Origin of the sequence: Dasania marina DSM 21967, assembly GCF_000373485.1 — a bacterium.
GTDB lineage: Bacteria > Pseudomonadota > Gammaproteobacteria > Pseudomonadales > Dasaniaceae > Dasania > Dasania marina.
Genome location: NZ_KB891575.1, coordinates 972,241 through 993,338, shown reverse-complemented (window position 1 = coordinate 993,338; position 21,098 = coordinate 972,241). Strand labels below are relative to the sequence as shown.

Here is a 21,098-nt window from a genome sequence, read left to right as displayed (position 1 = left end):
ATTAGCGGGCGCTGTTGTTTCTAGAGAGGGCTTACTCGTCTTCGCAAAGCTGCTGATAATCTTCAGCACTCAACAAATTTTCCAGCTCTGAAGCATCGCTAGGGCGCAGTTTAAACAACCAGCCACCTTCATAAGGTTCCGCATTAACGGCTTCAGGTTCGTCTTCCAAAGTCTCGTTTACGGCAATCACTTCACCGCCTATAGGCGCATAGATATCCGAGGCGGCTTTTACCGACTCCACCACGCTAATTTCATCTCCCGCGGCTACTTTAGCGCCCACCTCAGGTACTTCCACAAACACTACATCACCTAAAGCTTCTTGCGCGAAATCAGAGATGCCTACAGTCACGGTGCCATCTTCTTCTAAACGCGCCCACTCGTGGCTGCGAGCATATTTCAATTCGCTAGGGGTATTGCTCATAGGGTTTTCCTCTTATGGGTCGCCAAATAAATATAGGGAGAGTAATAGCTGTTGTTAATATTTGCCTGCATTTTAACGTTGCTCAGCGGAAACACAAGAGCCAACTGCGGATAACAATTAATGTAAACCCATGGCACTAAGCATAACCCGGCGCTTAATGGCGGGGCTGCGATTAAAGCCCTGCATGCCGGCATTGCGCAACCAGCGCAGGGCTATATTGTTGTGGCCGAACAACTGTTTAAAGCCATCCATTGCTGCCATCATCGCTAGGTTCTCGGCCTTACGGCGACGCTGGTAGCGCTGCAACAGACTGATATCACCTAAGCCTAGGCCACGCTGCCTGGCTCGTAATAGTTCTTCGGCCAGTACCCGCACATCACTAAAACCTAAGTTTATTCCCTGGCCCGCCAACGGGTGGATGCTGTGGGCGGCGTCCCCCAGCAAGGCCAAGCCCGGCTGCACATAATCTACCGCGTGGCGCTGGCGCAGGGCAAAGCTATAACGCTTGGAGACGCCCTGCACCGCACCTAATGTATGCTCAAAAGCGGTCGCTAATTGCTGGCTAAATTCATCATCGCCTAGAGCCATTAACTGCTGGGCATAGTCGGGCAAGGCCGACCAAACGATGGAGCAAAAATGGCCTTGATGATCACCTCCCAAAGGCAAAAAAGCCAAAGGCCCCTCGGGTAAAAAACGCTGCCAGGCAGTATGTTGATGGGGTAATTCAGTTTGCACTGTAGCGACTATGGCGTGGTGATGGTAATCCCACTCCCTAGTGGCAAAACCGGCTTGTTGACGTAGCAACGAGTTGGCGCCATCGGCCGCAACTATCAAAGGAGCAGTTAATTGCTGACCATCAGCCAAGTCTAAGCAGCGCGGTGATGGCGTTTTGTTTGCGTTATTTTCACTCAAGCCTGCCACTTTCGCAGGATTAAAAAAACACACATTGGCCAAGCTCTGTAGCCGGTTTAATAAAGCCGCTAGGGTGATGCGATTTTCAACAATATAACCTAGGCAAGCTTGGTTGACCTCGGCGGCGGCAAAGTCCACCACACCGGTACCGTCAGCATCCCATACCCGCATATGTTGGTAGGCGGCTGCGCGCTGGCTAACTATCTCGGGCCACAGCCCTATGTCCGCCAGCAACTGTTGCGAAGCTAAGGTTAATGCGCTGACCCTGGCATCAAAGCCCTGCACCGAATTGTCTAAACTGGGCGCCTCGCTGGATAGCGTTTGTGCTTCCACCATGGCTATGCGCAGCTGCGGGTCGCCCTGCGCTAAGACGCAGGCCAAGGCGGTTCCGGCCAAACCGGCACCAACAATAACCACATCAAAAACCTGTGCCTGGGTATTATCCATGCTCCACCTCAATAGCCTGATCACCAGTAAGCTGATCATTGTGAGTCAACAAACCCAAGGCCGCGCCATAATGTTGGCCGGCGGCATGGCGCACAAAGCTGTGCTTTAAACTGGGCAGCATATCAACAGCGCTTAACCCTATATTGCGCAACAGGCTTAAGGGCTTAGCGACATGGGCAAACATTGCGCCTACTTGATCGGAAAACAAGATGGTTTTTTGCTGATCAAATTGCTGTGCTTGTTGATAAGGTTTTAATATCGAGAGTTCACCTATGTTTTGGTGCTGCGCTTTTGCGCTTAACACTATCTCGCTTAAACGTGCACAGTCGCGCAGCGCTAAATTAAAACCCTGCCCGGCGACTGGGTGCAGGGCATGAGCAGCGTTACCCATCACCACCACATGGGAGCGCAATTGCTCTTCGCTGGTTATCAACTGTAAGGGATATTGCAGTCGCTCACCCACGGCGGTGAACTGGCCCAAGCGGTGACCAAAACGCTGTTGTAAACGGTTTAGAAAATCAGGCTGCTCACAGCTACATAAATGCTGTGCCTGCTCGGCAGTTTGGGTCCACACCAAGGCTGCGCGCTGCTGATCGGCTAAGGGCAATAAGGCCATAGGACCTTGCTCGGTGAAACGTTCATAGGCGATATGTTGGTGGGCTTTTTCAAAGCTAACGTTAGCGACTACCGCCGACTGTTGATAATTGTGGCTGCGGTGTTGTATGCCCAAGTGCTGACGCAGTTGTGAGCCGGCACCATCGGCTACCACTAAAAGCTGGGTGCGAATTTGGCGCTGGTTTTCATCTTCCTGCAGGGTAAGCAGCATGCCGCCCTGTTGCGGTTGCGCTTGCGTGATGGTCGCTGGGCAAGCCAATTCTACTGCACTGTTAGCTAAGGCGCTGAGTAACACCTCACCTAGGCCACTGTTCTCTAACACATAACCCAAGGCGGGCCAGTGCATTTCTTCAGCATGTAATAACGCCGAGGCAAACGCGCCGCGCTCAGAAACGTGTATATGTTCGATGGCGGTAGCGTGCTCGCTTAACCGCGACCACAAACCCAGCTGTTCATAGATCACCCGGCTGCCGTAAGACAGCGCCGTAGAGCGGCCATCAAAACTAGGGCTGGTGCTTTGTATAGTGGCTGAGGGCTGGGCAACACTTTCTACCACTAACACGTTTAGTGTCTGGCCGTCGGGGCTGACTAGCCGCTGCAATAGCAGCGCCAAGCTGCTGCCCACCATACCGCCGCCAGCGATAACTACATCGTAGTCACAAGCACCTGTCATTAACCCGCCTCGGCCATGAGTGCCTCTATGTCGGCGACGGTTTTAGGTACCGCTGCGGTAAGATTTTCGCAGCCACCCTTGGTGACAACGATATCGTCTTCTATACGTATGCCTATGCCGCGCCATTTTTTAGCCACCTGCATATTATTTGGGGCCACATAAATGCCGGGCTCTACCGTCATGGCCATGCCTTCTTCTAGCACTCGCCACTCGTCGGCCACTTTATAATCGCCTACATCATGCACATCCATACCCAACCAGTGGCCGGCACGGTGCATATAAAAATCTTTATAGGCGCCCTCTTCTATCAGCGTATCCAGCTCACCTTTAAGCAGGCCCAGCGCCAGCAGGCCCTTGGTAATCACCTGCACGGTAATATCATGAGACTGGTTCCAGTGATTACCCGGTTTAATGGTGGCTATAGCTTGCTCTTGCGCCTCTAGCACGATGTTATACAGTGCTTTTTGCTCTTTGCTAAATTTGCCATTGGCGGGAAAGGTGCGGGTGATATCGGCGGCGTAATGCTCTAACTCGCAACCGGCATCAATTAAAATTAAATCACCGTCTTTGATTTTGCAGTTGTTGTCTATGTAATGCAGCACACAGCCATTTTTACCGGCACCCACTATGGTGGAGTAAGCAGGAAAGCGGGCGCCGTTGCGGGAAAACTCATGCAGTATCTCTGACTCTAACTGATACTCCATTATGCCCGGCTTGCAGATTTGCATGGCGCGTTTATGGGCTTGCGCCGATAGTTCGCCAGCCTTACGCATAATGCGTATCTCGGCGGCGCTTTTGTATAAACGTAAATCGTGTAGCAGGTGATCCAAATCTAAAAACTCACCCGGCGGGTGTGCGCCAGAACGCACTTTTGATCGTATGATATTAACCCAGCCCATTACCTTTCTATCAAAGTCTTGGTTGCGACCCATGGAGTAATACACGCGCTCACGACCTTCCAGCAAGCCCGGCAAAATATCGTCTATATCACTAATGGGAAAAGCATCATCGGCACCATATTCAGCACAGACGCCCTCGGGGCCAGACCTATAACCATGCCACAACTCCATTTTGGGATCGCGTTCGCGGCAAAATACGATAGTCTCACCGTACTCGCGGCCAGGTATTAGCAACAACACCGCATCGGGCTCGGCAAAACCGGTTAAATAATAAAAATCACTGTCTTGGCGAAAAGGGTATTCACAGTCGCGATTGCGTATCACCTCTTTGGCAGCGGGCACTATCGCTATGCTATCGGGCTCCATTTGCGCCATTAAGTTTTTACGACGTCTAGCAAATTCCTGTTTTGATATTCTTGTCATCACTACCACTTCGTTGGTTTAATGCAGTTGTTTCTTGGTCGATTTTTTAGCAAATAACTGCGCAGTACTAGGCACTGCGGCGTCATCATCGCCAGCCTCAGCGCTGGCAACAGCTGACTCTTGCTTGGGCAAGCATTCAAAGTAAATATTCATAGCCGCTAAACGTACATACTCTATCACGTCAAAAAAATCCGCCTCACTTTGCTCGCTGCTGTCGTCCGCACTTAGGCTCACTTGGGCAATAGCCGCCATATCGCTAAGCGCCTCGGAAACATCACTAGAGTAGGCCTGCTGACCCGCAGCCTGTTTTTTTTGCTTGCCCGCCAGAGCAAAACCGGTCAAAAAACCCTGACACCAGAACCCTAAGCACTCCACCCGTTGGCTGAGCTCTATATCATCATCGGGCAGTAATAATTGGGCATTTAAACTACCTTCGGCAAAGTTGGCCTGGGTAGTGGCTAATAGCTCAGCCAACAGCTGATTATCCTCGTTACTACCGGGCTCCACACTATCAATCAATTGCCAAGCCTGCTGCAACCATTGTTGCTCGGTTAGCTCGGCACCCACCGCCAGCTGGCCCATAACATAACCCTGCAACTGGCTGGGGGGCAGCATAGACCCTAAACGCCAAAATACCGTGGCAAAATCATCAAAATGCGGTGTCGCTTGCTCAGACATAAAAAACTCAACGTGGTAATAAAAAAGACGCGGATAAAACACAGTTACGCACTGTAATGGCGGCATCTTAGCGCCTTGCTCCCACAAAATCGACACCCCTAGCGCAGGCTAGCTCGCTGGTGGCAAACGCAAACTTGCGCACATTTTTCAAAACCATCGGCAGGTTATTGAAATTATTGATATTTATTACATTGACCACACCGCTTTGCACAACTATATTAAGCGGTGACTAAACCTTTAATAGACTAGGCGAATGGACAATCACAATTTGAAAGCGCTAAGTAAGAAAATTGAAGGCTTGATTGAGTTTTGCGGCCAACTAGACAGCGAGAACCGCAAACTCAAAGCTGAGGCCATAGGCTGGCAGCAGGAGCGCGAACAGTTAATCGAAAAAACTGAAACGGCTCGCAACCGCGTTGAGGCCATGATCACCAAGCTTAAAGCCATAGAACAAGAATCTTAATACGACCAGCAAGAGTATTTTCCATGAGTAGCAACGGCACCGTGACTGTAAAAATCCTCGGCAAAGATTACCAAATCGCTTGCCCCGAGGGGCAGGAGCAAGCCTTACAGCAGTCTGCCGCGTACTTAGATCAAAAAATGGTAGGCATACGCAAGACCGGTAAAGTCTTGGGGGTAGAGCGCATAGCCGTGATGGCCGCTCTCAATATCAGCCATGAACTACTGGAAACCGGCCCGCAAACCGGCGCTAACGGCAAGGCCAACAACGATCAAATCAGCAAGCTGGGCAACAAAATTGATGAAGCCCTGCACCGCTTTCGCCAATTAGATATGGGTTAACGCTTCTTTCCCTAACTAATACCCTCTATAATTAGCCTCGCTCTCTCGTCTATTTGCCAGGTAGTTCAGACCCCTGAGCCGATGCTTATACACCCGGAGGTTTCTCGCCTTGTTGGCGTGCCTGTCCGCTTGACGGAAAGCCCGATACTAGGCAGAAACCACCACCCTGAACCGCTGGGTTCAAGGGACAGACCGCCAGCGGTAGACAGGGAGAGCCCTTTCACCCCACCCCTCATAGCAGTAACATCCCAGCACAAACAATAACAACCTAAGGCCGGTTTACCCCTGTGAGCAGCCCAGAACAACTAGAACAGCACAAACGACAATTACGACAGCACTTGCGTAGCCTGCGTAATGACCTCAGCGAGCCGCAGCAGCAGCTAGCCAGCCAGCAGCTAGCCCAGCTGATCAGCGATAGTGGCGACTACCAACGCGCCCAACATATCGCCCTATACCTAGCCAACGATGGCGAAATAGACCCACAGTACCTATTGGCAAAGGCCGTTGCCGCCGGTAAGCACTGCTATTTGCCCGTGCTACAACCGGGTAACAGCCTGCGCTTTAGTCGCTACCGCCCCGGCGATAAACTCACCCTCAATCGCTACGCGATACCCGAGCCCCTCCACCCCGAGTTTCACCCCGCCGAGCAATTAGACTTAGTGTTAATGCCCTTGGTGGGCTTTGACCACGACGGCGGCCGTCTCGGTATGGGGGGGGGATTTTACGACAGAACCTTTGCCTGGCTACAACAGCCGGCCAGCAACAAACGCCCTAAACTACTGGGTTTGGCGCATCATTGTCAGGAAGTGGAAAAACTAGAATTGGCGAGTTGGGATATCCCTTTATCGGCGGTGGCCACCGATAAAGGGATATTTATTATTTAGCGCGGCACTACTTACGCTAAAAACATCTGCAAGGTACCCGTTAACACGGTACCTACGCTAAATACGATCATCAAAATCGTGAGTGAATCAACTTTACATAACATTACTATCTCCTAACCCTGTCTCGGGCCTTAATATCAATTAGCCGCTCCTTGCACATTAAGGAATAAATTCCAGCAGCGCAAAGCCAATCCCCGTTCCTGTGACCGACTCATAGGCCAAGCTGTTAAGTACATCACAGGCCAGCGCGCAATTAGACATATTGCCAATAACGATTAACAAGATACGACTATCGAGAAGACATGCTACGTAGGGCAATCGATAAAACTTTGGGCATCGTTTTTATTTTTTATACGCCCCCAGCTAACATAAAGCGAACAACTCGCAAAGCAGATGCGGCTGGGACAAAAATATTGGCAGAGGAATGCCTAATACGCCAGTTTTTATAGGGCTTTTTGTAACTATTTCACAAAAAAAGGCACAAAAGCCCCTTTTTTGAGACCAATAGCCCCTTATTGAGCGCTGAGAAATTGCTGATAAACGCAGTTATCACTCTCGTCGGCATAGCGATAGCCCAGCTTATCGAAGAAGGGCTGCAACTGCTTGCGCTGATCCTTGGGCACCTGCATACCCACTAATACCCGACCATAGGCCGAGCCGTGATTACGGTAGTGAAACATGGAGATATTCCAGCGGCTGCCCAAGCAGGCCAAGAATTTATCCAAGGCACCGGGGCGCTCGGGAAACTCAAAGCGATACAGCACTTCCTCACCCGCAGCAAAGGGCGCATGGCCGCCTACCATATGGCGCACATGCAGCTTTGCCATTTCATTATCGGTTAAGTCGGTGACCTGGTAGCCCTTCTCGGCCAAGCCGTCTACCAACGCCTGCCTGTCCTTAGACTGACCCGAGGTTTGTACCCCCACGAAAATGCTGGCCTCTTTTTGCGAGGCGTAGCGGTAGTTAAACTCGGTAATATTGCGTTTGCCCAGATCGCTGCAAAAACGCTTAAAGCTACCGGGACGCTCAGGGATAACCACGCTCAGTATGGCCTCGCGCTTCTCGCCAATTTCGGTGCGCTCAGAGATATAACGCAGACGGTCGAAGTTGGTATTGGCACCGCTGTCTATAGCCAACAAGGTTTTGCCCTCGCAACCGGTACGCTCTATGTATTTTTTCAAGCCGGCCAAGGCCAGAGCACCGGCGGGCTCGGCAATAGAGCGGGTGTCATCAAAAATATCTTTAATCGCTGCACAGATTTCGTCGGTGCTGGCGGTGATCACCTCATCCACCGTTTTGCGTATGATTCTAAAAGGCTCTTTACCGATTTGCGCCACGGCGACGCCATCGGCAAAAATACCTACCTGCGGCAGAATGGCACGGCGACCTTTTTCCAGGGCCAGTTTCAGGCAAGCGGCATCTTCTGGCTCCACCCCTATCACTTTTATATCGGGGCGCAGGTATTTGATGTAGGCCGAAACGCCGGCCAATAAACCGCCGCCGCCCACCGGCACAAATACCGCGTCCAAGGGGCCGTTATGCTGGCGCAAAATTTCCATGCCTATGGTGCCCTGGCCAGCTATCACCTCGGGGTCGTCATAGGGGTGTACAAACACCAGGCCTTTTTGCTCCATCAGTTGATAGGCGTATTTAGAAGCCTCATCAAAGGTATCGCCGTGCAACACCACCTTGGCACCGCGGCTGCGCACCGCATCTACCTTAATGAGCGGCGTGGTTTTGGGCATGACGATGGTGGCCTTTACCCCCATTTTTAACGCGGCCATAGATAGGCCTTGAGCGTGATTGCCCGCCGAGGCTGCTACTACGCCCTTGCTAAGCTCCTCCTCGGTGAGGTGCATCATTTTGTTATAGGCGCCGCGTATCTTAAAGGAGAATACCGGCTGCAAGTCTTCACGCTTAAGCAAAATCTCATTATTAAAACGCTTGGATAGACTGGGGGCTTTATCAATAGGCGTCTCTATCGCCACATCGTAAACGCGGGCTTCGAGTATTTTTTTGATATAGCGCTGCGGCATGGCAAGCAAACTCCCAGAAATAAATGGTGATCATGATAATTGGCTGCCATAGTAATCGCTTGCACAAAATAATTCAGCACAAAGCGCTGATTAGCCTTGGCCGCCCAGAAATAAACCGCTTAAAGCCGAGATATCTTTTCCATTCGCGCCGCAGCTCTCTATAATTGAGACTTTATCATCATTAGCTCAGAGCCCCCTATGACCCAAACTATGACCCAAGACGAGTTAAAACAAGCGGTAGCCAAGGCCGCATTGGATTATATAAAGCCCCATATCGATAAACACTCCGTCATAGGCATAGGCACGGGCTCAACCGCCAACTACTTTATTGATTATTTAGCCGAGATTAAGGCCGACGTGAACGCCACCGTGGCCAGTTCAGACGCCTCTGCCCAACGTTTACAGCAGCACGGCATACCGGTATTGGATTTAAACAGTGTCGATGAAATTAGCTTTTACATCGACGGCGCCGATGAGAGTAATCACCAACTACAGCTAATTAAAGGCGGTGGTGCCGCCCTCACCCGCGAAAAAATTGTCGCTGCCTGCGCCAAAGAATTTGTCTGTATAGCCGACGAAAGCAAATTAGTCGATACCTTAGGCGGCTTCCCCTTACCGGTAGAAGTTATTCCCATGGCGCGCAGCCATGTCGCCCGCGAGCTGGTTAAATTAGGCGGCGACCCGGTCTACCGGCAAGGGGTCACCACCGACAACGGTAATATCATCCTCGATGTGTATAACTTTGCCATTGCCGATGCCCTACACATAGAAAGCGCCATCAACCAAATAACCGGCGTGGTGACTAACGGTTTATTTGCCCTAAGGCCTGCAGACATATTGTTTTTGGCCACGCAAAATGGCGTAAAGCAGCTACACCGTTTAGACTAAGCCCACGTACTTGATCAGAAAACTACTATAAGTAATTAAACATTAAAGGCTTTTGATCATTGGCCGACATATTCCTTCACGGAATAGCTTAATAATTTACGCATGCTTTACAAGTAAACGGGTATTAATCATGAATAGACTTAGTGTGGGCCAACGTCTTGCCGCTTTGGTAGGTGTACCACTCATCATCATTATTCTATTGGTCATCTCTTCACTCTCCTCTTTCTCGACCATAAATAATAGTGTGGGCCGCATCTACGACGATAGGGTAGTACCCCTAACCCAGCTTAAATCCATTATGGATGGCTATACCGATATTATTAACGCCATCAACAAAGCGGATAACGGACTCAAAAACCCCGACGAAGCGCTAAAAGAGCTGCGCCGCGGCCAGGCCATGATTAAGACCAACTGGGCCAGCTACACCCGCAGCCGCCTCAATGAGGCCGAGAGCAAACTGGTTGAGTCCACTAACTCCAAATTTGGTGCCGCAGACACCACCATAGAAGCGGCGGCTGAAGTCTTAGCCCGCATGGGCACCACCCTAGCCTTTGATGAATACGGCGACACCCTGATCACGGACTACAACGGCGATCTGTTTGAATACACCGACCCCATAGCCACCGAAATTGCCGCCTTAATCGAGCTGCAATTAAACATCGCCAAACAAGAGCGCCAAAACGCTCAAAGCATATATGATGACTCCTTTAACTTACTCGTTACCTTAGGCCTGATTGCCTTGGTGCTAATGACCGCTTCAGGTATCACCGTAGGCCGCTCTATTTCGAAACCTCTTAATGAACTAAGAGCGCTGATACAACAGGTAGACTCCGACCAAGACCTCACTGTCAAAATATCCATAGATCAGAAAGACGAAATCGGTGAAGTCGCCAGCGCCTTCCAGCGCATGGTCAACCGCTTTAGCGCTATCTTGGCCGACGTGCGTGACACCAGTTTCCAAATTCAGGAATTTGCCAACTCACTGTCTAACAACACCGAAATCACCCGTGAAGGGGTAAAAGTACAAACCCGCGAAACCGATCAAGTCGCCACTGCCACCACCCAAATGACCCACGCCATAGAAGAAGTGAGCCGCAACGCCTCACTAGCCGCCAACGCCGCCAACGATGCTAACCGCGAAACCATAGACGGTACTGCGGTATTAGAAGAAGCTACCAGCTCGCTTAACAGCTTAGCCAACCGCATCAACGCCTCTAGCGAGGTGATTAACCGGGTAGAAACCGACAGCTCCGCCATAGGCACGGTGTTAGATGTTATCCGCGGCATCGCCGAGCAGACTAACTTGTTGGCACTTAACGCCGCCATAGAGGCCGCTAGAGCCGGCGAACAAGGTCGTGGCTTTGCGGTAGTCGCTGACGAAGTGAGGTCGTTGGCACAGCGCACCGCCGAGTCCACCCAAGAAATTCAGAAAATGATAGAGCGGCTACAAAGCGGTGCCCAAGAAGCGGTTAAGTCCATGTCGGAAGGCACCGAAGAAATGAGTCGCACGCTGGAGCGCGCCGCAAAAGCAGGGCAATCACTAACCGCCATAGCTAAAGCGGTAGAACTGATTAACGAAATGAACACCCAAATCGCCGCCGCCACCGATGAGCAAAAAACGGTATCACAAGAGATATCCCACAATGTGGTCAATATTTCTGATGTTGCAAAAAGCTCAGAGCACTCGGTTGCAGAGATAGACCAAGCCAGCTCACAATTAAAAGACGTGTCTAACCGCTTAGCCAGCTTGGTCAACGAGTTTAAAACGCAATAAAACATAAACATATTAATCAAAAGGAAGGCATTGCCTTCCTTTTTTTATGTCTGGCATTTGCTGACATAGCATGACAAAAGTCTTTGCCCCCAGACATTAGTGCGATTGACAATAATAGGGATAAACACAAAGATAAGTTGTAACTAAAGACACTTATCGATTAAGGAAAATAATAATGCCAACTCTTAAACACGCCGTTCTTATTGCAAGCAGCATGGCTATTACCAGCCTATTCACCCTACACGCCAGTGCCGCCGAGGCTAAACTGTCTAAACCCGCCGTCATGAGCAAACAAGACATCGCAGGGGATATTTTTAAACGCCCGGATATGATTATTGAAAAACGCGATAACGGCACCCAAGTGCTAGATGTAGTCTCACTGCTGAGCAGCGACAAAAAATTTGTTAGCGGTATGTATAAGGCCCCGGCCGGTCGCTTTGAAGTTACCGAGCCCTATGGCGTAGACGAATACATGTATTTTCTAGAAGGCGGCGTAACGCTCACCTCTAGCGACGGCACAGTGACAGAAATTAAAGCCGGCGATGCCGTCACCCTAGCGAAAGAGTGGACAGGCATTTGGGATACCCAAGGTTATACCAAAATCTATGTTATCTATTCACCCGATAAGCCCATGGATTAAACACGGATTAAGAGAACCTGACCATGTCAAAAAAACCCACCATTACTCGCCGTGACTTTCTTAATGGCGCGGCCCTAAGCTTAGGCGCCAGCGCTGCAGCCTCGCCCTTAAGCGCCCTTGCTGCCAGCAGCAAGCAAGCGGCAAGCAGCCCTTATTATCCGCCCAAGCTCACCGGCCTGCGCGGCACTCATAAAGGCGCTTTTGAAGTCGCGCATTCAGTAGCTTGGCAGGGCAAGCAATGGCCCATACCCAGCCAGCAAACCGATAGCGACTACGATCTGGTTGTGGTGGGTGGGGGATTATCAGGCTTGAGTGCCGCGTTGTTATTTCAACAGCAAGCCGGTGCCAATAGCCGCATACTGATACTAGAAAATCACGACGACTTTGGCGGCCATGCCAAACGCAATGAGTTTACTGTCGACGGCAAGCAATTAATTAGCTATGGCGGTAGCCAGTCCATAGATACGCCTAGCGGGTTTTCGAAAGCGTCTTCGCAGTTATTAAAAGATTTAGCCATAGATACCCAACGCTTTAATCAGTATTACGACAGCGGTTTCAAAAAGAAGTGGGGCTTAAAATATGGTCTATATTTTAGCGAGCAACACTACGGTAAAAATTTCTTGGCTGATAATCCGTTTAGCTGGCATGGTGAAAAGCTAGTTTCATTAACTGAGACTATTAGCAGCTACCCCATATCAGCAACCGCTAAACAAAGCCTGTTACGTTATTTGGATGGCAGCCAAAAGATCAAGCTACCCGAGTGGAGCTATACAGAAAAAATTGAGCACTTGCGCAAGCTCAGCTATTACGATTTTCTTAGCCAATACGCACAGTTAAGCCACGAGGCCATCAATATATTTAATGGCAGCATGAAAGGCTTATGGGGGCTAGGCTGGGATGCGCTATCGACACTGGAAGCGATACGCACGGGTATGCCTGGCACTGATAAACTAGGGGTAAAATATGAGGATATTAATACCCATAAAGGCGAAGACGAGCCTTATATTTATCACTTCCCCGATGGCAACGCCGGCGTAGCTCGCGCCTTAGTGCGTAAGTTAATTCCCGCCAGTATGGCCGGCAACACTATGGAAGACTTGGTGCTCAATAAAATGGATTACAGCACCTTAGATAACAGCAACTCGCCAGTGCGCATACGTTTAAACAGCACCGCCGTTAACGTACAGCACAGCAAAAATCAGCAGCAGGTTAACATCACCTATGTGCGTGAAGGCAAAACGTATAAAGTGCAAGCCAAGCACTGCATTATGGCTTGCTACAATAATATTATTCCCCATATCTGCCCCGAAGTACCTGCTGCGCAAAAAGAAGCTATCGCCTACGCCACTAAAGTGCCACTGGTATATGCTAATGTGGCCATTAGAAACTGGCGCGCCTTTGCCAAGGCAGGCAAGAGCGGTTTTTATGTGCCCAACAACAAGTTGTTTCATAACATGGAGTTAGATTTTCCGGTTAGCATGGGCGGCTATCAGTACACCCAAAATCCTGACCAACCCATCGTATTGCATTGCAGCATGGTGCCCACCCAACCCTATCAGGGTTTAAGTGGTAGAGAGCAGCACCGCTTAGGTAGACAACAACTGTATCAACTGCCGTTTGCAGATTTTGAAAAGGATTTATTCAGCATATTAGACGGTGCATTATCACCCCACGGCTTTGACCCCGTTAAGGATATCGCCGCTATTACTGTCAATCGCTGGCCCCATGGGTACGCTTATGAATACAACGAGTTATTTGATCCCGCCGGTTGGAACAGAGATAACGGCCCGCATATAGCAGGCCGCGCACAAATGGGGCGCATTTCTATCGCCAATTCTGACGCTTCCGCCTATGCCTATGTCAACGGTGCGTTCGACGCCGCTCATAGGGCAGTCGCCGAGCAGCTCAATAGTTAGTGGCAACAAAACAAAAGAGAGGCTTAGGGATAAAACCTCTCTTTGAGCTATATCAATAACTATTCACAGCAAACAACTACACTGCATAGACACGCCTTTATTAATGAGATGGACTATGCAAGCTTTACCGCATCACTACACCGTTACTGCCAGCGCTGAAGAGCAGAACAATTTACAGCTTACTGGCGACAATTTACCCGCACTGAGTTGCGCCCCGCCCAAAAACTTTGGTGGCCCTGGTGACCAGTGGTCGCCTGAAGATTTATTAATGGCCTCGGTAGCCAGTTGTTTTATTTTATCCTTTCGTGCCATCGCTAACGCTTCAAAGCTATCGTGGCAACAGATCAACTGCCAATCGGAAGGCATACTCGATAAAGTTGAACGCGGCATGCAGTTCATTCAGGTCAACACCCAGGTAAAACTCACTATTAGTAACGAGCAAGATAAAGACAAAGCAGAAAAACTATTACATAAGGCCGAACAAAGCTGCTTAGTACTAAACTCTATGACCTCACAATCACAACTGCAGTGCGAGATCACTGTCGTCAGCTAAACGCAAAGCAGGCTGTTATAGTGATTCCTCAGCGGCTATAGTTATTGCTACCGCCTATAAACTAAGTAACCGCACTATGAATATACAGCCTTATTTTGAGCAACAAGGCTCAGGCCCGCCCATCGTTTTTATACATGGCTCGTTCGCTAGCCATGCCGCCTGGAAAAAATTTGTAGAGCAACTCAGCCCACAATATCACTGCATTAGTATTAAACTGCCCGGCCACGGTGATGCACCGGCTATAGCTGACCACTCGCCGGCCACCATACGCACAGAAACCACACTCATTAGCCAAATTATAAACACGCTTACCGATCAACCTGTGCAGCTAGTGGGCCACTCCTATGGCGGCGTAGTGGCGCTGGCCTTAGCACTAGAAAACACCATCAATATAAGCAAGCTCAGCTTGTTTGAACCGGTTGCCGGCTGGCTATTACAACAAGCCGCACACACGCAGCCTGAGATAACAGCACTCAATAAATTTTTAACAGGGTATAGGCAGGCGGTTGCCGAACAACAAATCCATGCTTGTGGTCAGGTCATCGATTTTTGGGGTGGCCAAAACAGCTATGCCGCCCTGCCAGATTTTATAAAAGATACCATGACCCCCATGACGTCTGAGAATATACGGCATTGGGATATATGTATGAACCTAGCTTACACGCTACAAGATTTACAACAGCTAACGATGACAACCCAGCTCATTTACGGCGATCGATCTAACCCTATACTGCACACCCTCGCGCAACTTATCGCCGAAGCCATACCCAATAGCCAACTACAATGTATACCCGGTGCTAGCCACTTTTTAGTCAACAGCCACAGCGCTGCTTGCATTACGGCACTACAGCAAACGGTTTAATGGATTAATAACAATTTAGTGATGACGGCAGCGATGCACTTCTACCGTCACATGCACTAAGCCCAAAGTTTGCGGTAGCCGTGATTTATATTCATCTGGCGTCACCGGTTTATCCGCCACTACCGTAATCAAGGCCGAATAAATCTCTGGCCCTATAGACCACACATGCAAATCGCTAACTCGCGTGTCCTCATCACTTTCCAGCGCCGTTCGTATTTCTTCACGTAACAGTTTGGGGGCCTGTTTATCCAGCAACACCGCGCTGGTAGTCCGCAACAGGCCATAGGACCAACGGGCGATAAGTATTGCGCCTACCACCCCCATCAGCGGGTCCATCCACACATAGCCATAATACTTAGCGGCTATCAATGCCACTATCGCCAGCACCGAGGTAAGTGCATCGGCCAATACATGCAAGTAGGCCGAGGTCAGATTATGATCGTGGCCGTTATGGTGGTGATCACCATGACTGTGCACCCCCAGCACATAGGCACACAGCGCATTAACCAGCAAACCCAACACCGCAACCGCTATGGCTTGGTTGAATACGATAGCCACCGGGTTAAGCAAACGCTCAACACTTTCCACCGCCATCATTAAGGAAAAAATCACCAGCAGCACGGCACCAGTAAAACCGCCCAGCGCATTCACCTTGCCGGTGCCAAAGCTAAAACCAGGGTTAAGAGCATGGCGGCGCGCATAAATATAGGCAAAAGCAGTAATGGCCAATGCCACGGTATGGGAAGCCATGTGCAGGCCATCGGCCAGCAAGGCCATAGAGCCATAAAGCACCCCTGCGCTAATCTCTACTACCATCATTACCGCGGTAATGGCGATGACGATTAGCGTTTTCGATTCACCAGGCCGGCGCTTATCTTGATTAAAAGTATGCTCGTGCTGCCAGTCTTGTAAATTATTATCGTGCATAAAATAAATACCTTTTACGATACTCGCCGTGCTTCGGTCCAGCGCATCAGCAATAGGGCAATAGCCGCACAGCTGCCAAAACCCATAACCAAAGGCTGCACGCTACCTTGGTAAGCACCGCCTATAAACACCGCCAAAGGCACAGAGATTAAGGTCGATAACGACCCTACTACCGCAGCCCCTACCCCAGCGATATGGCCCAGCGGCTCCATCGCCAAAGCGTTAATATTGCCAAACAATAATCCTGTACAAAATAAGCTAATAAGAAAGTACAGCACCAATAACCACAGCGGTGGATGACCCATAAACTGCCAAACGACTATACAAAATAATAGCGACACCCCAGTCAACAGCCACAGCGAACGGGCACAGATATACTGCATGCCAAAACGCATCACCAGCCGGCCGTTGGTAAAAGATGCACCGCCTACGGCCAACGCTAATAACGCAAATAACGCGGGAAACCATGCGCCTAACTTATACTGCTGCTGAAAAAGTTGCTGCGTGCTGGCCAAGTACGCCAAAAAAGCGCCAAACACAAACCCTGCCATCAGGGTATAACCCAAAGCCACCGGGTTACGTAACACCTCCATAATGGCACGCTTTATATGCAGTAAGGAAAAGGGCACACGCTGCGCAGGCAACAAGGTTTCTGGCTGGCGCCAGTAAAACCACAGCAACACCAACAAACCCTGCAGCAGTATGGCAACAAAAATCGCCTGCCAACCGGCCCACAACAAAATAGCCTGGCCTACAGCAGGCGCAACCATAGGCGCTAAAATAAACACCGTCATAATAAACGACATCACCCGCGCCATGGCCTGGCCTTGATACATATCCCTAATCAACGCGATGGATACCGTACGCGGCGCCCCCAGGCCTATGCCTTGTAAAATGCGACCCAATAACATCGTAGAAAAATCGGTGGCGACTATAGATAGCAAACTACCCAGCACAAACACCGCCATACCTATAGCCACCGCAGGCTTACGCCCTAGACTGTCGGATAAGGGGCCAAAAAATAATTGCCCCAGCGCCATACCTAAAAACAACAGGGAAATAATCAATTGATTATCGTTGGCATCACTCACCTGCAAGTCGCGGCCGATTTCGGGCAGTGCCGGCAACATACAATCGATGGAAAGCGCAACCAGCGAGGTCATTATTGCCATTAAGGCAACAAACTCAGCTTGGGGCAAAGCAGGTTTTGGCGTTACGTTATTCAATTGGGACAACTCATTTATAAAATAATCAAGCGATAGTATCAGATATCGATAATAGCCACGTTACATAACCCTAGTTTTTCTTCGCCTTTAATCGAATAGAAAAAGCTGATAACTTGCTGGCTCATGATTAACACTAGGGCTTTTGTTTTTACCGCACTATGCGCATACCTTGTATAACATAAACCCACTGATAAGCCCTCTGCAGAGAATAATTATGCTACACCCCCCTGAAACTAGTGCCGCCTCGCAGACCTACCTAGGCCTGCTAGAAAAAATTGCTGTAGCCGCTAATGAAGCCAACTCCACCACAGAATCTTTACAAAAAGCGCTGATGTTTATTTGTCAGGCAACGGGCTGGTCTTTAGGCCATGTATTTATCAGTGGCCCCGACAACATTCTGCGCTCCGCCAATATCTGGCATATTATTGCGCAACACCAACAAGCTAATTTACTTCGCTTTCGCGAAGACAGTGAGGCACGACCCTTTGCCAAGGGCGAGGGTATACCCGGCCGCGTCTTTGCCAACGGCCAACCTGAGTGGATGATTAATGCGCAGCAGGACCCTGCTTATATACGTCAAGACAGTATCGCCAAAACCAGCCTCAAATCCTGCTTTGCCTTCCCCGTATTAACCGGTGATAAAGTCGTCGCGGTATTAGAGTTTTATTCCTCGCGGGCGCATCAGCCCGACCACGCACTGCTGGATGTTATGAGCCATGTAGGCCTGCAACTGGGCCGCGTGTTTGAACGCGAGCTAGCACAACAACAGCTGGCCGACAGCGAGCAACGTCACCGCCATATACTCAATAGCACCGCCGATGCCTTTATTGCCATGGATAGCCTAGGCTCGGTGACCGCGTGGAACCATGCTGCACAACGCATCTTTGGCTGGAACTCAGAGCAAGCGCTGGGGCGCACAGTAGCCGAACTCATCGTCCCCCCCGCCTTTAGGGAGGCCCACCAACAGGGTATGCAGCGCTTCTTAATCAGTGGCCAGGCCAGCGTACTGGGGCAAACTCTAGAGCTGCCAGCCATGCACTGCAAAGGCCATGAATTTCCCATAGAGATCACCCTTTGGTCTATACAGGAGAATGAGGAATGGAGCTTTTTTGCCTTTGCCCGCGATATTAGCGCACGTAAACGCCAGCAAGACGAACTCAAGCACCAGGCATTACACGATGCCCTTACCGGCCTGCCCAACCGCCTTTTATTATTAGATAGGTTGGAGCAACACCTAGGGCAACGCAAAGAGCAGCGCTCGGGCTTGGCGGCCTTGTTTGTCGACCTAGATCACTTTAAACGCATTAACGACAGCTTTGGCCATGAAGCAGGTGATAGCGCTTTAATTGAAGTCGCCAAGCGCCTACAGCAAGCCGTACGCCCCAATGACACCGTTGCCAGACTGGCCGGCGACGAATTTGTGATCGCCTGCCCCGATATCAACAGCCACCGTGACGCCGCGATTATTGCCCAGCGCATACTGGACACACTAGCGCCCCCCATGCAATTGCTAGGTGATAGCATCTTTTTAAACGCCAGTGTAGGCATAGCCTTGGCTGACCAATACAGCAGCGCCGAAAATCTTATCAGTGCCGCCGACATCGCCATGTATGAAGCCAAAGGCAGTGGCCGTGGCGCCTATCAATTATTTGATGAGCGCATGCAAATACAAGTCAGCACGCAACTGCGGGTGGAAAACGAGATACGCCACGCCCTAGAACACGACAAACAACAATTCTGCCTACACTTCCAACCCATAATAGAAAGCCACAGTGGCGACATTATCTTTCTCGAGGCCTTAGTGCGCTGGCAACACCCCCAGCGCGGCTTACTCTCACCCATAGAGTTTATCCCCATCGCGGAAGAAACCGGCTTAATCGTGCCTTTAGGTGAGTGGATACTGGAACTAGCCTGCCAAGAAGCCAACAGTTGGCAACAGCGCTGCCAATTAAATAGACCCTTGGGCATCTCGGTAAATTTATCGGGCCGGCAATTAGCGCAGGCCGATTTGGCGCAGACTATCCATGACATTATGGCCCGGGCACAGCTCAACCCGGCCCGTTTTAAACTGGGCTTTGAAGTCACCGAAACCGAAATTATGCGTGACCCCGCAACGGCCTCCGCAACCTTGCAAACCCTCCGCGAATTGGGCGCCCATATTTCCATAGATGATTTTGGTACCGGCTATTCTTCACTAGCCTATCTTAAACAATTTCCGGTCAACACCATCAAAATCGATCGCTCTTTTATTATCAATATTGCGCAGGACCCTGCCGACCAAGCCATAGTCAGCTCAGTGGTGCACCTAGCCCACGCCCTCAACTTTGCAGTGGTTGCCGAAGGCGTAGAAAACCCTGAACAGGCGCAAATGCTGCGCGAGATGAAAGTGGATTATATTCAAGGTTATTTATTTGCTAAACCGCAGCCCTCGGAGCAACTACTAAAGCTAATCAATCAGCAAAAAGGCCGTTTATACGAAGCGAAATAAACCAGTTCCTTAGTGCTGTGAGGCCCAAGCAATATAGCTAGCCACATAACGGCTAAGCCGCTCTTGTGCCTTGCTATCACAAAGCACACCGCTACTATCAAAAGCCTGTTGCGCCAGCGGCAATAAATAATCGGGCGATAGCAGTACTGGCGTTAAGGTGCCTGCCAATACATCACGTAAATGCACCTGCGCCCTAGCGCCACCCAGCGGGCTCATAGACGCACTCACAATACCGCTGGGCTTGCCCGCTAACACCGATTGATAGGCCGGGCGCGAGGCCCAGTCTATAGCGTTTTTTAACACCCCGGGGATACTATAATTATATTCTGGAGTGGCAAAAAAAATGCCGTCTGCCTGCGTAATCGCGGCTAACAAACGGCTTACCGCTGCTGGTTTAACATCCCCATCCAAATCACTGTTGTATAAAGGCAGCTCTGAAAGGTCAAAAATCTCGAACACAGCCCCCTGATTTTTAGCGACCTCAGCCGCTGCCTTTAACAGCAGGCTGTTGAATGAAGCCTGTCGCAGGCTGCCGCTAATACCGATGATATTCATACGCTCTCCGTTATATTTTTTATCACGTTAGCTGCAGCTATGCTGCTAACATTCTAGTCTAGATGAAAAAACGGCATTCGCAGCTATAGTTGACAATAACGCCCTACACAGAGTCGCGCACTATGGCAATTAACCTACCCTTACCCGCCGAGAAAAAACTTACTGTTTTAAGCCGTATAGAGCCAGGCTGCCTAGGCCCGGAAGGCATAGATCATGTGGACGCCTTTTGTGAATTCGCCCAACAGGCACTGGCCTCACTGGATTCCGACTTTGTGCATTGGCAGCTTAGCCCTAGGATGGATAAAAATATGCCTGAGATGCAATATCAACTCAGCCATAAGAACATTAGCCATGAGCAGGCCGAAAGATACTTGCGTTTATTTAATGGAAGCCTAGATGAATTTGAAAGTCACTTACACGAAGAGCTAGCGGGGTTAATCGATCAATTCTTAGGCCATTAATCCAGCCACACCGTCACCC

General features: G+C 50.1%; 20 protein-coding genes and 1 other RNA gene. 12 read left to right on the top strand and 9 right to left on the bottom strand.

The window, feature by feature from the left end; translation table 11 throughout:
* Positions 1–31: 31 nt before the first annotated feature.
* The 5 genes from gcvH to B067_RS21155 form a co-directional block, all read right to left on the bottom strand.
* Complete coding sequence (gene gcvH / locus B067_RS0104610; protein WP_019528888.1) at positions 32–421, bottom strand: glycine cleavage system protein GcvH; 390 nt, start codon at positions 419–421, stop codon at positions 32–34.
* Positions 422–538: 117 nt separating this feature from the next.
* Positions 539–1,780: a UbiH/UbiF/VisC/COQ6 family ubiquinone biosynthesis hydroxylase gene (locus B067_RS0104605; RefSeq protein ID WP_019528887.1), complete on the bottom strand. Its 1,242-nt coding sequence runs from the start codon at positions 1,778–1,780 to the stop codon at positions 539–541.
* Complete coding sequence (gene ubiH, locus B067_RS0104600; protein ID WP_019528886.1) at positions 1,773–3,068, bottom strand: 2-octaprenyl-6-methoxyphenyl hydroxylase; 1,296 nt, start codon at positions 3,066–3,068, stop codon at positions 1,773–1,775. The genes B067_RS0104605 and ubiH overlap by 8 nt, the downstream gene beginning before the upstream one ends.
* Positions 3,068–4,390, bottom strand: coding sequence for a Xaa-Pro aminopeptidase (pepP, locus tag B067_RS0104595; RefSeq protein ID WP_026244408.1), 1,323 nt, complete (start codon positions 4,388–4,390; stop codon positions 3,068–3,070). Before pepP ends, ubiH begins: the two co-directional genes overlap by 1 nt.
* Before the next feature lie 18 nt (positions 4,391–4,408).
* On the bottom strand, positions 4,409–5,134 hold the full coding sequence (locus B067_RS21155; RefSeq protein ID WP_019528884.1) for a UPF0149 family protein: 726 nt from the start codon (positions 5,132–5,134) through the stop codon (positions 4,409–4,411).
* A 187-nt stretch (positions 5,135–5,321) separates the two neighbouring features.
* Between B067_RS21155 and B067_RS0104580 the strand changes: the two genes are divergently transcribed.
* The 4 genes from B067_RS0104580 (at position 5,322) to B067_RS0104570 (ending at position 6,753) form a co-directional block, all read left to right on the top strand.
* Positions 5,322–5,531 (top strand): TIGR02449 family protein, encoded by a 210-nt coding sequence (locus B067_RS0104580; RefSeq protein WP_019528882.1) that lies wholly within the window; start codon positions 5,322–5,324, stop codon positions 5,529–5,531.
* 23 nt (positions 5,532–5,554) lie between these two features.
* Positions 5,555–5,869: a cell division protein ZapA gene (locus B067_RS0104575; RefSeq protein ID WP_019528881.1), complete on the top strand. Its 315-nt coding sequence runs from the start codon at positions 5,555–5,557 to the stop codon at positions 5,867–5,869.
* A 38-nt stretch (positions 5,870–5,907) separates the two neighbouring features.
* A non-coding RNA gene (gene ssrS / locus B067_RS21600) (6S RNA) lies at positions 5,908–6,087 on the top strand.
* Between the two features lie 69 nt (positions 6,088–6,156).
* Positions 6,157–6,753 (top strand): 5-formyltetrahydrofolate cyclo-ligase, encoded by a 597-nt coding sequence (locus B067_RS0104570; RefSeq protein WP_019528880.1) that lies wholly within the window; start codon positions 6,157–6,159, stop codon positions 6,751–6,753.
* Positions 6,754–7,265: 512 nt separating this feature from the next.
* Here B067_RS0104570 and ilvA read toward each other — a convergent pair.
* Complete coding sequence (gene ilvA / locus B067_RS0104565; RefSeq protein ID WP_019528879.1) at positions 7,266–8,789, bottom strand: threonine ammonia-lyase, biosynthetic; 1,524 nt, start codon at positions 8,787–8,789, stop codon at positions 7,266–7,268.
* Between the two features lie 210 nt (positions 8,790–8,999).
* On the opposite strand from ilvA, the gene rpiA reads away from it, so the two are divergent.
* The 6 genes from rpiA to B067_RS0104530 all read left to right on the top strand — a co-directional run bounded on the left by rpiA (position 9,000) and on the right by B067_RS0104530 (position 15,422).
* Positions 9,000–9,677 (top strand): ribose-5-phosphate isomerase RpiA, encoded by a 678-nt coding sequence (gene rpiA, locus B067_RS0104560; RefSeq protein ID WP_026244407.1) that lies wholly within the window; start codon positions 9,000–9,002, stop codon positions 9,675–9,677.
* A gap of 130 nt (positions 9,678–9,807) precedes the next feature.
* Positions 9,808–11,451, top strand: a complete 1,644-nt coding sequence (locus B067_RS0104550; protein ID WP_083921356.1) for a methyl-accepting chemotaxis protein — start codon at positions 9,808–9,810, stop codon at positions 11,449–11,451.
* Between the two features lie 175 nt (positions 11,452–11,626).
* Positions 11,627–12,091, top strand: a complete 465-nt coding sequence (locus B067_RS0104545) for a cupin domain-containing protein (RefSeq protein WP_035801185.1) — start codon at positions 11,627–11,629, stop codon at positions 12,089–12,091.
* A 23-nt stretch (positions 12,092–12,114) separates the two neighbouring features.
* Positions 12,115–14,007 carry an NAD(P)-binding protein gene (locus tag B067_RS0104540; RefSeq protein ID WP_019528874.1) on the top strand — a complete coding sequence of 631 codons (1,893 nt, stop codon included), beginning with the start codon at positions 12,115–12,117 and terminating at the stop codon, positions 14,005–14,007.
* Between the two features lie 115 nt (positions 14,008–14,122).
* Positions 14,123–14,560 carry an OsmC family protein gene (locus tag B067_RS0104535; RefSeq protein WP_019528873.1) on the top strand — a complete coding sequence of 146 codons (438 nt, stop codon included), beginning with the start codon at positions 14,123–14,125 and terminating at the stop codon, positions 14,558–14,560.
* 76 nt (positions 14,561–14,636) lie between these two features.
* Complete coding sequence (locus B067_RS0104530; RefSeq protein ID WP_019528872.1) at positions 14,637–15,422, top strand: alpha/beta fold hydrolase; 786 nt, start codon at positions 14,637–14,639, stop codon at positions 15,420–15,422.
* A gap of 15 nt (positions 15,423–15,437) precedes the next feature.
* Here B067_RS0104530 and dmeF read toward each other — a convergent pair whose 3' ends face one another.
* Positions 15,438–16,349 (bottom strand): CDF family Co(II)/Ni(II) efflux transporter DmeF, encoded by a 912-nt coding sequence (gene dmeF, locus B067_RS0104525; RefSeq protein WP_019528871.1) that lies wholly within the window; start codon positions 16,347–16,349, stop codon positions 15,438–15,440.
* 14 nt (positions 16,350–16,363) lie between these two features.
* The gene (locus B067_RS0104520) at positions 16,364–17,575 is read right to left on the bottom strand and encodes a multidrug effflux MFS transporter (protein ID WP_205619934.1); all 1,212 of its coding nucleotides are present in this window, start codon (positions 17,573–17,575) and stop codon (positions 16,364–16,366) included.
* A 214-nt stretch (positions 17,576–17,789) separates the two neighbouring features.
* Between B067_RS0104520 and B067_RS19650 the strand changes: the two genes are divergently transcribed.
* Positions 17,790–20,063: an EAL domain-containing protein gene (locus B067_RS19650; RefSeq protein ID WP_019528869.1), complete on the top strand. Its 2,274-nt coding sequence runs from the start codon at positions 17,790–17,792 to the stop codon at positions 20,061–20,063.
* Positions 20,064–20,072: 9 nt separating this feature from the next.
* Here B067_RS19650 and B067_RS0104505 read toward each other — a convergent pair whose 3' ends face one another.
* A complete protein-coding gene (locus B067_RS0104505) occupies positions 20,073–20,618 on the bottom strand; it encodes an NADPH-dependent FMN reductase (protein WP_019528868.1) in 546 nt (181 codons plus the stop codon).
* A gap of 122 nt (positions 20,619–20,740) precedes the next feature.
* Between B067_RS0104505 and B067_RS0104500 the strand changes: the two genes are divergently transcribed.
* Positions 20,741–21,079, top strand: a complete 339-nt coding sequence (locus tag B067_RS0104500; protein WP_019528867.1) for a hypothetical protein — start codon at positions 20,741–20,743, stop codon at positions 21,077–21,079.
* The last annotated feature ends 19 nt before the right edge of the window (positions 21,080–21,098 follow it).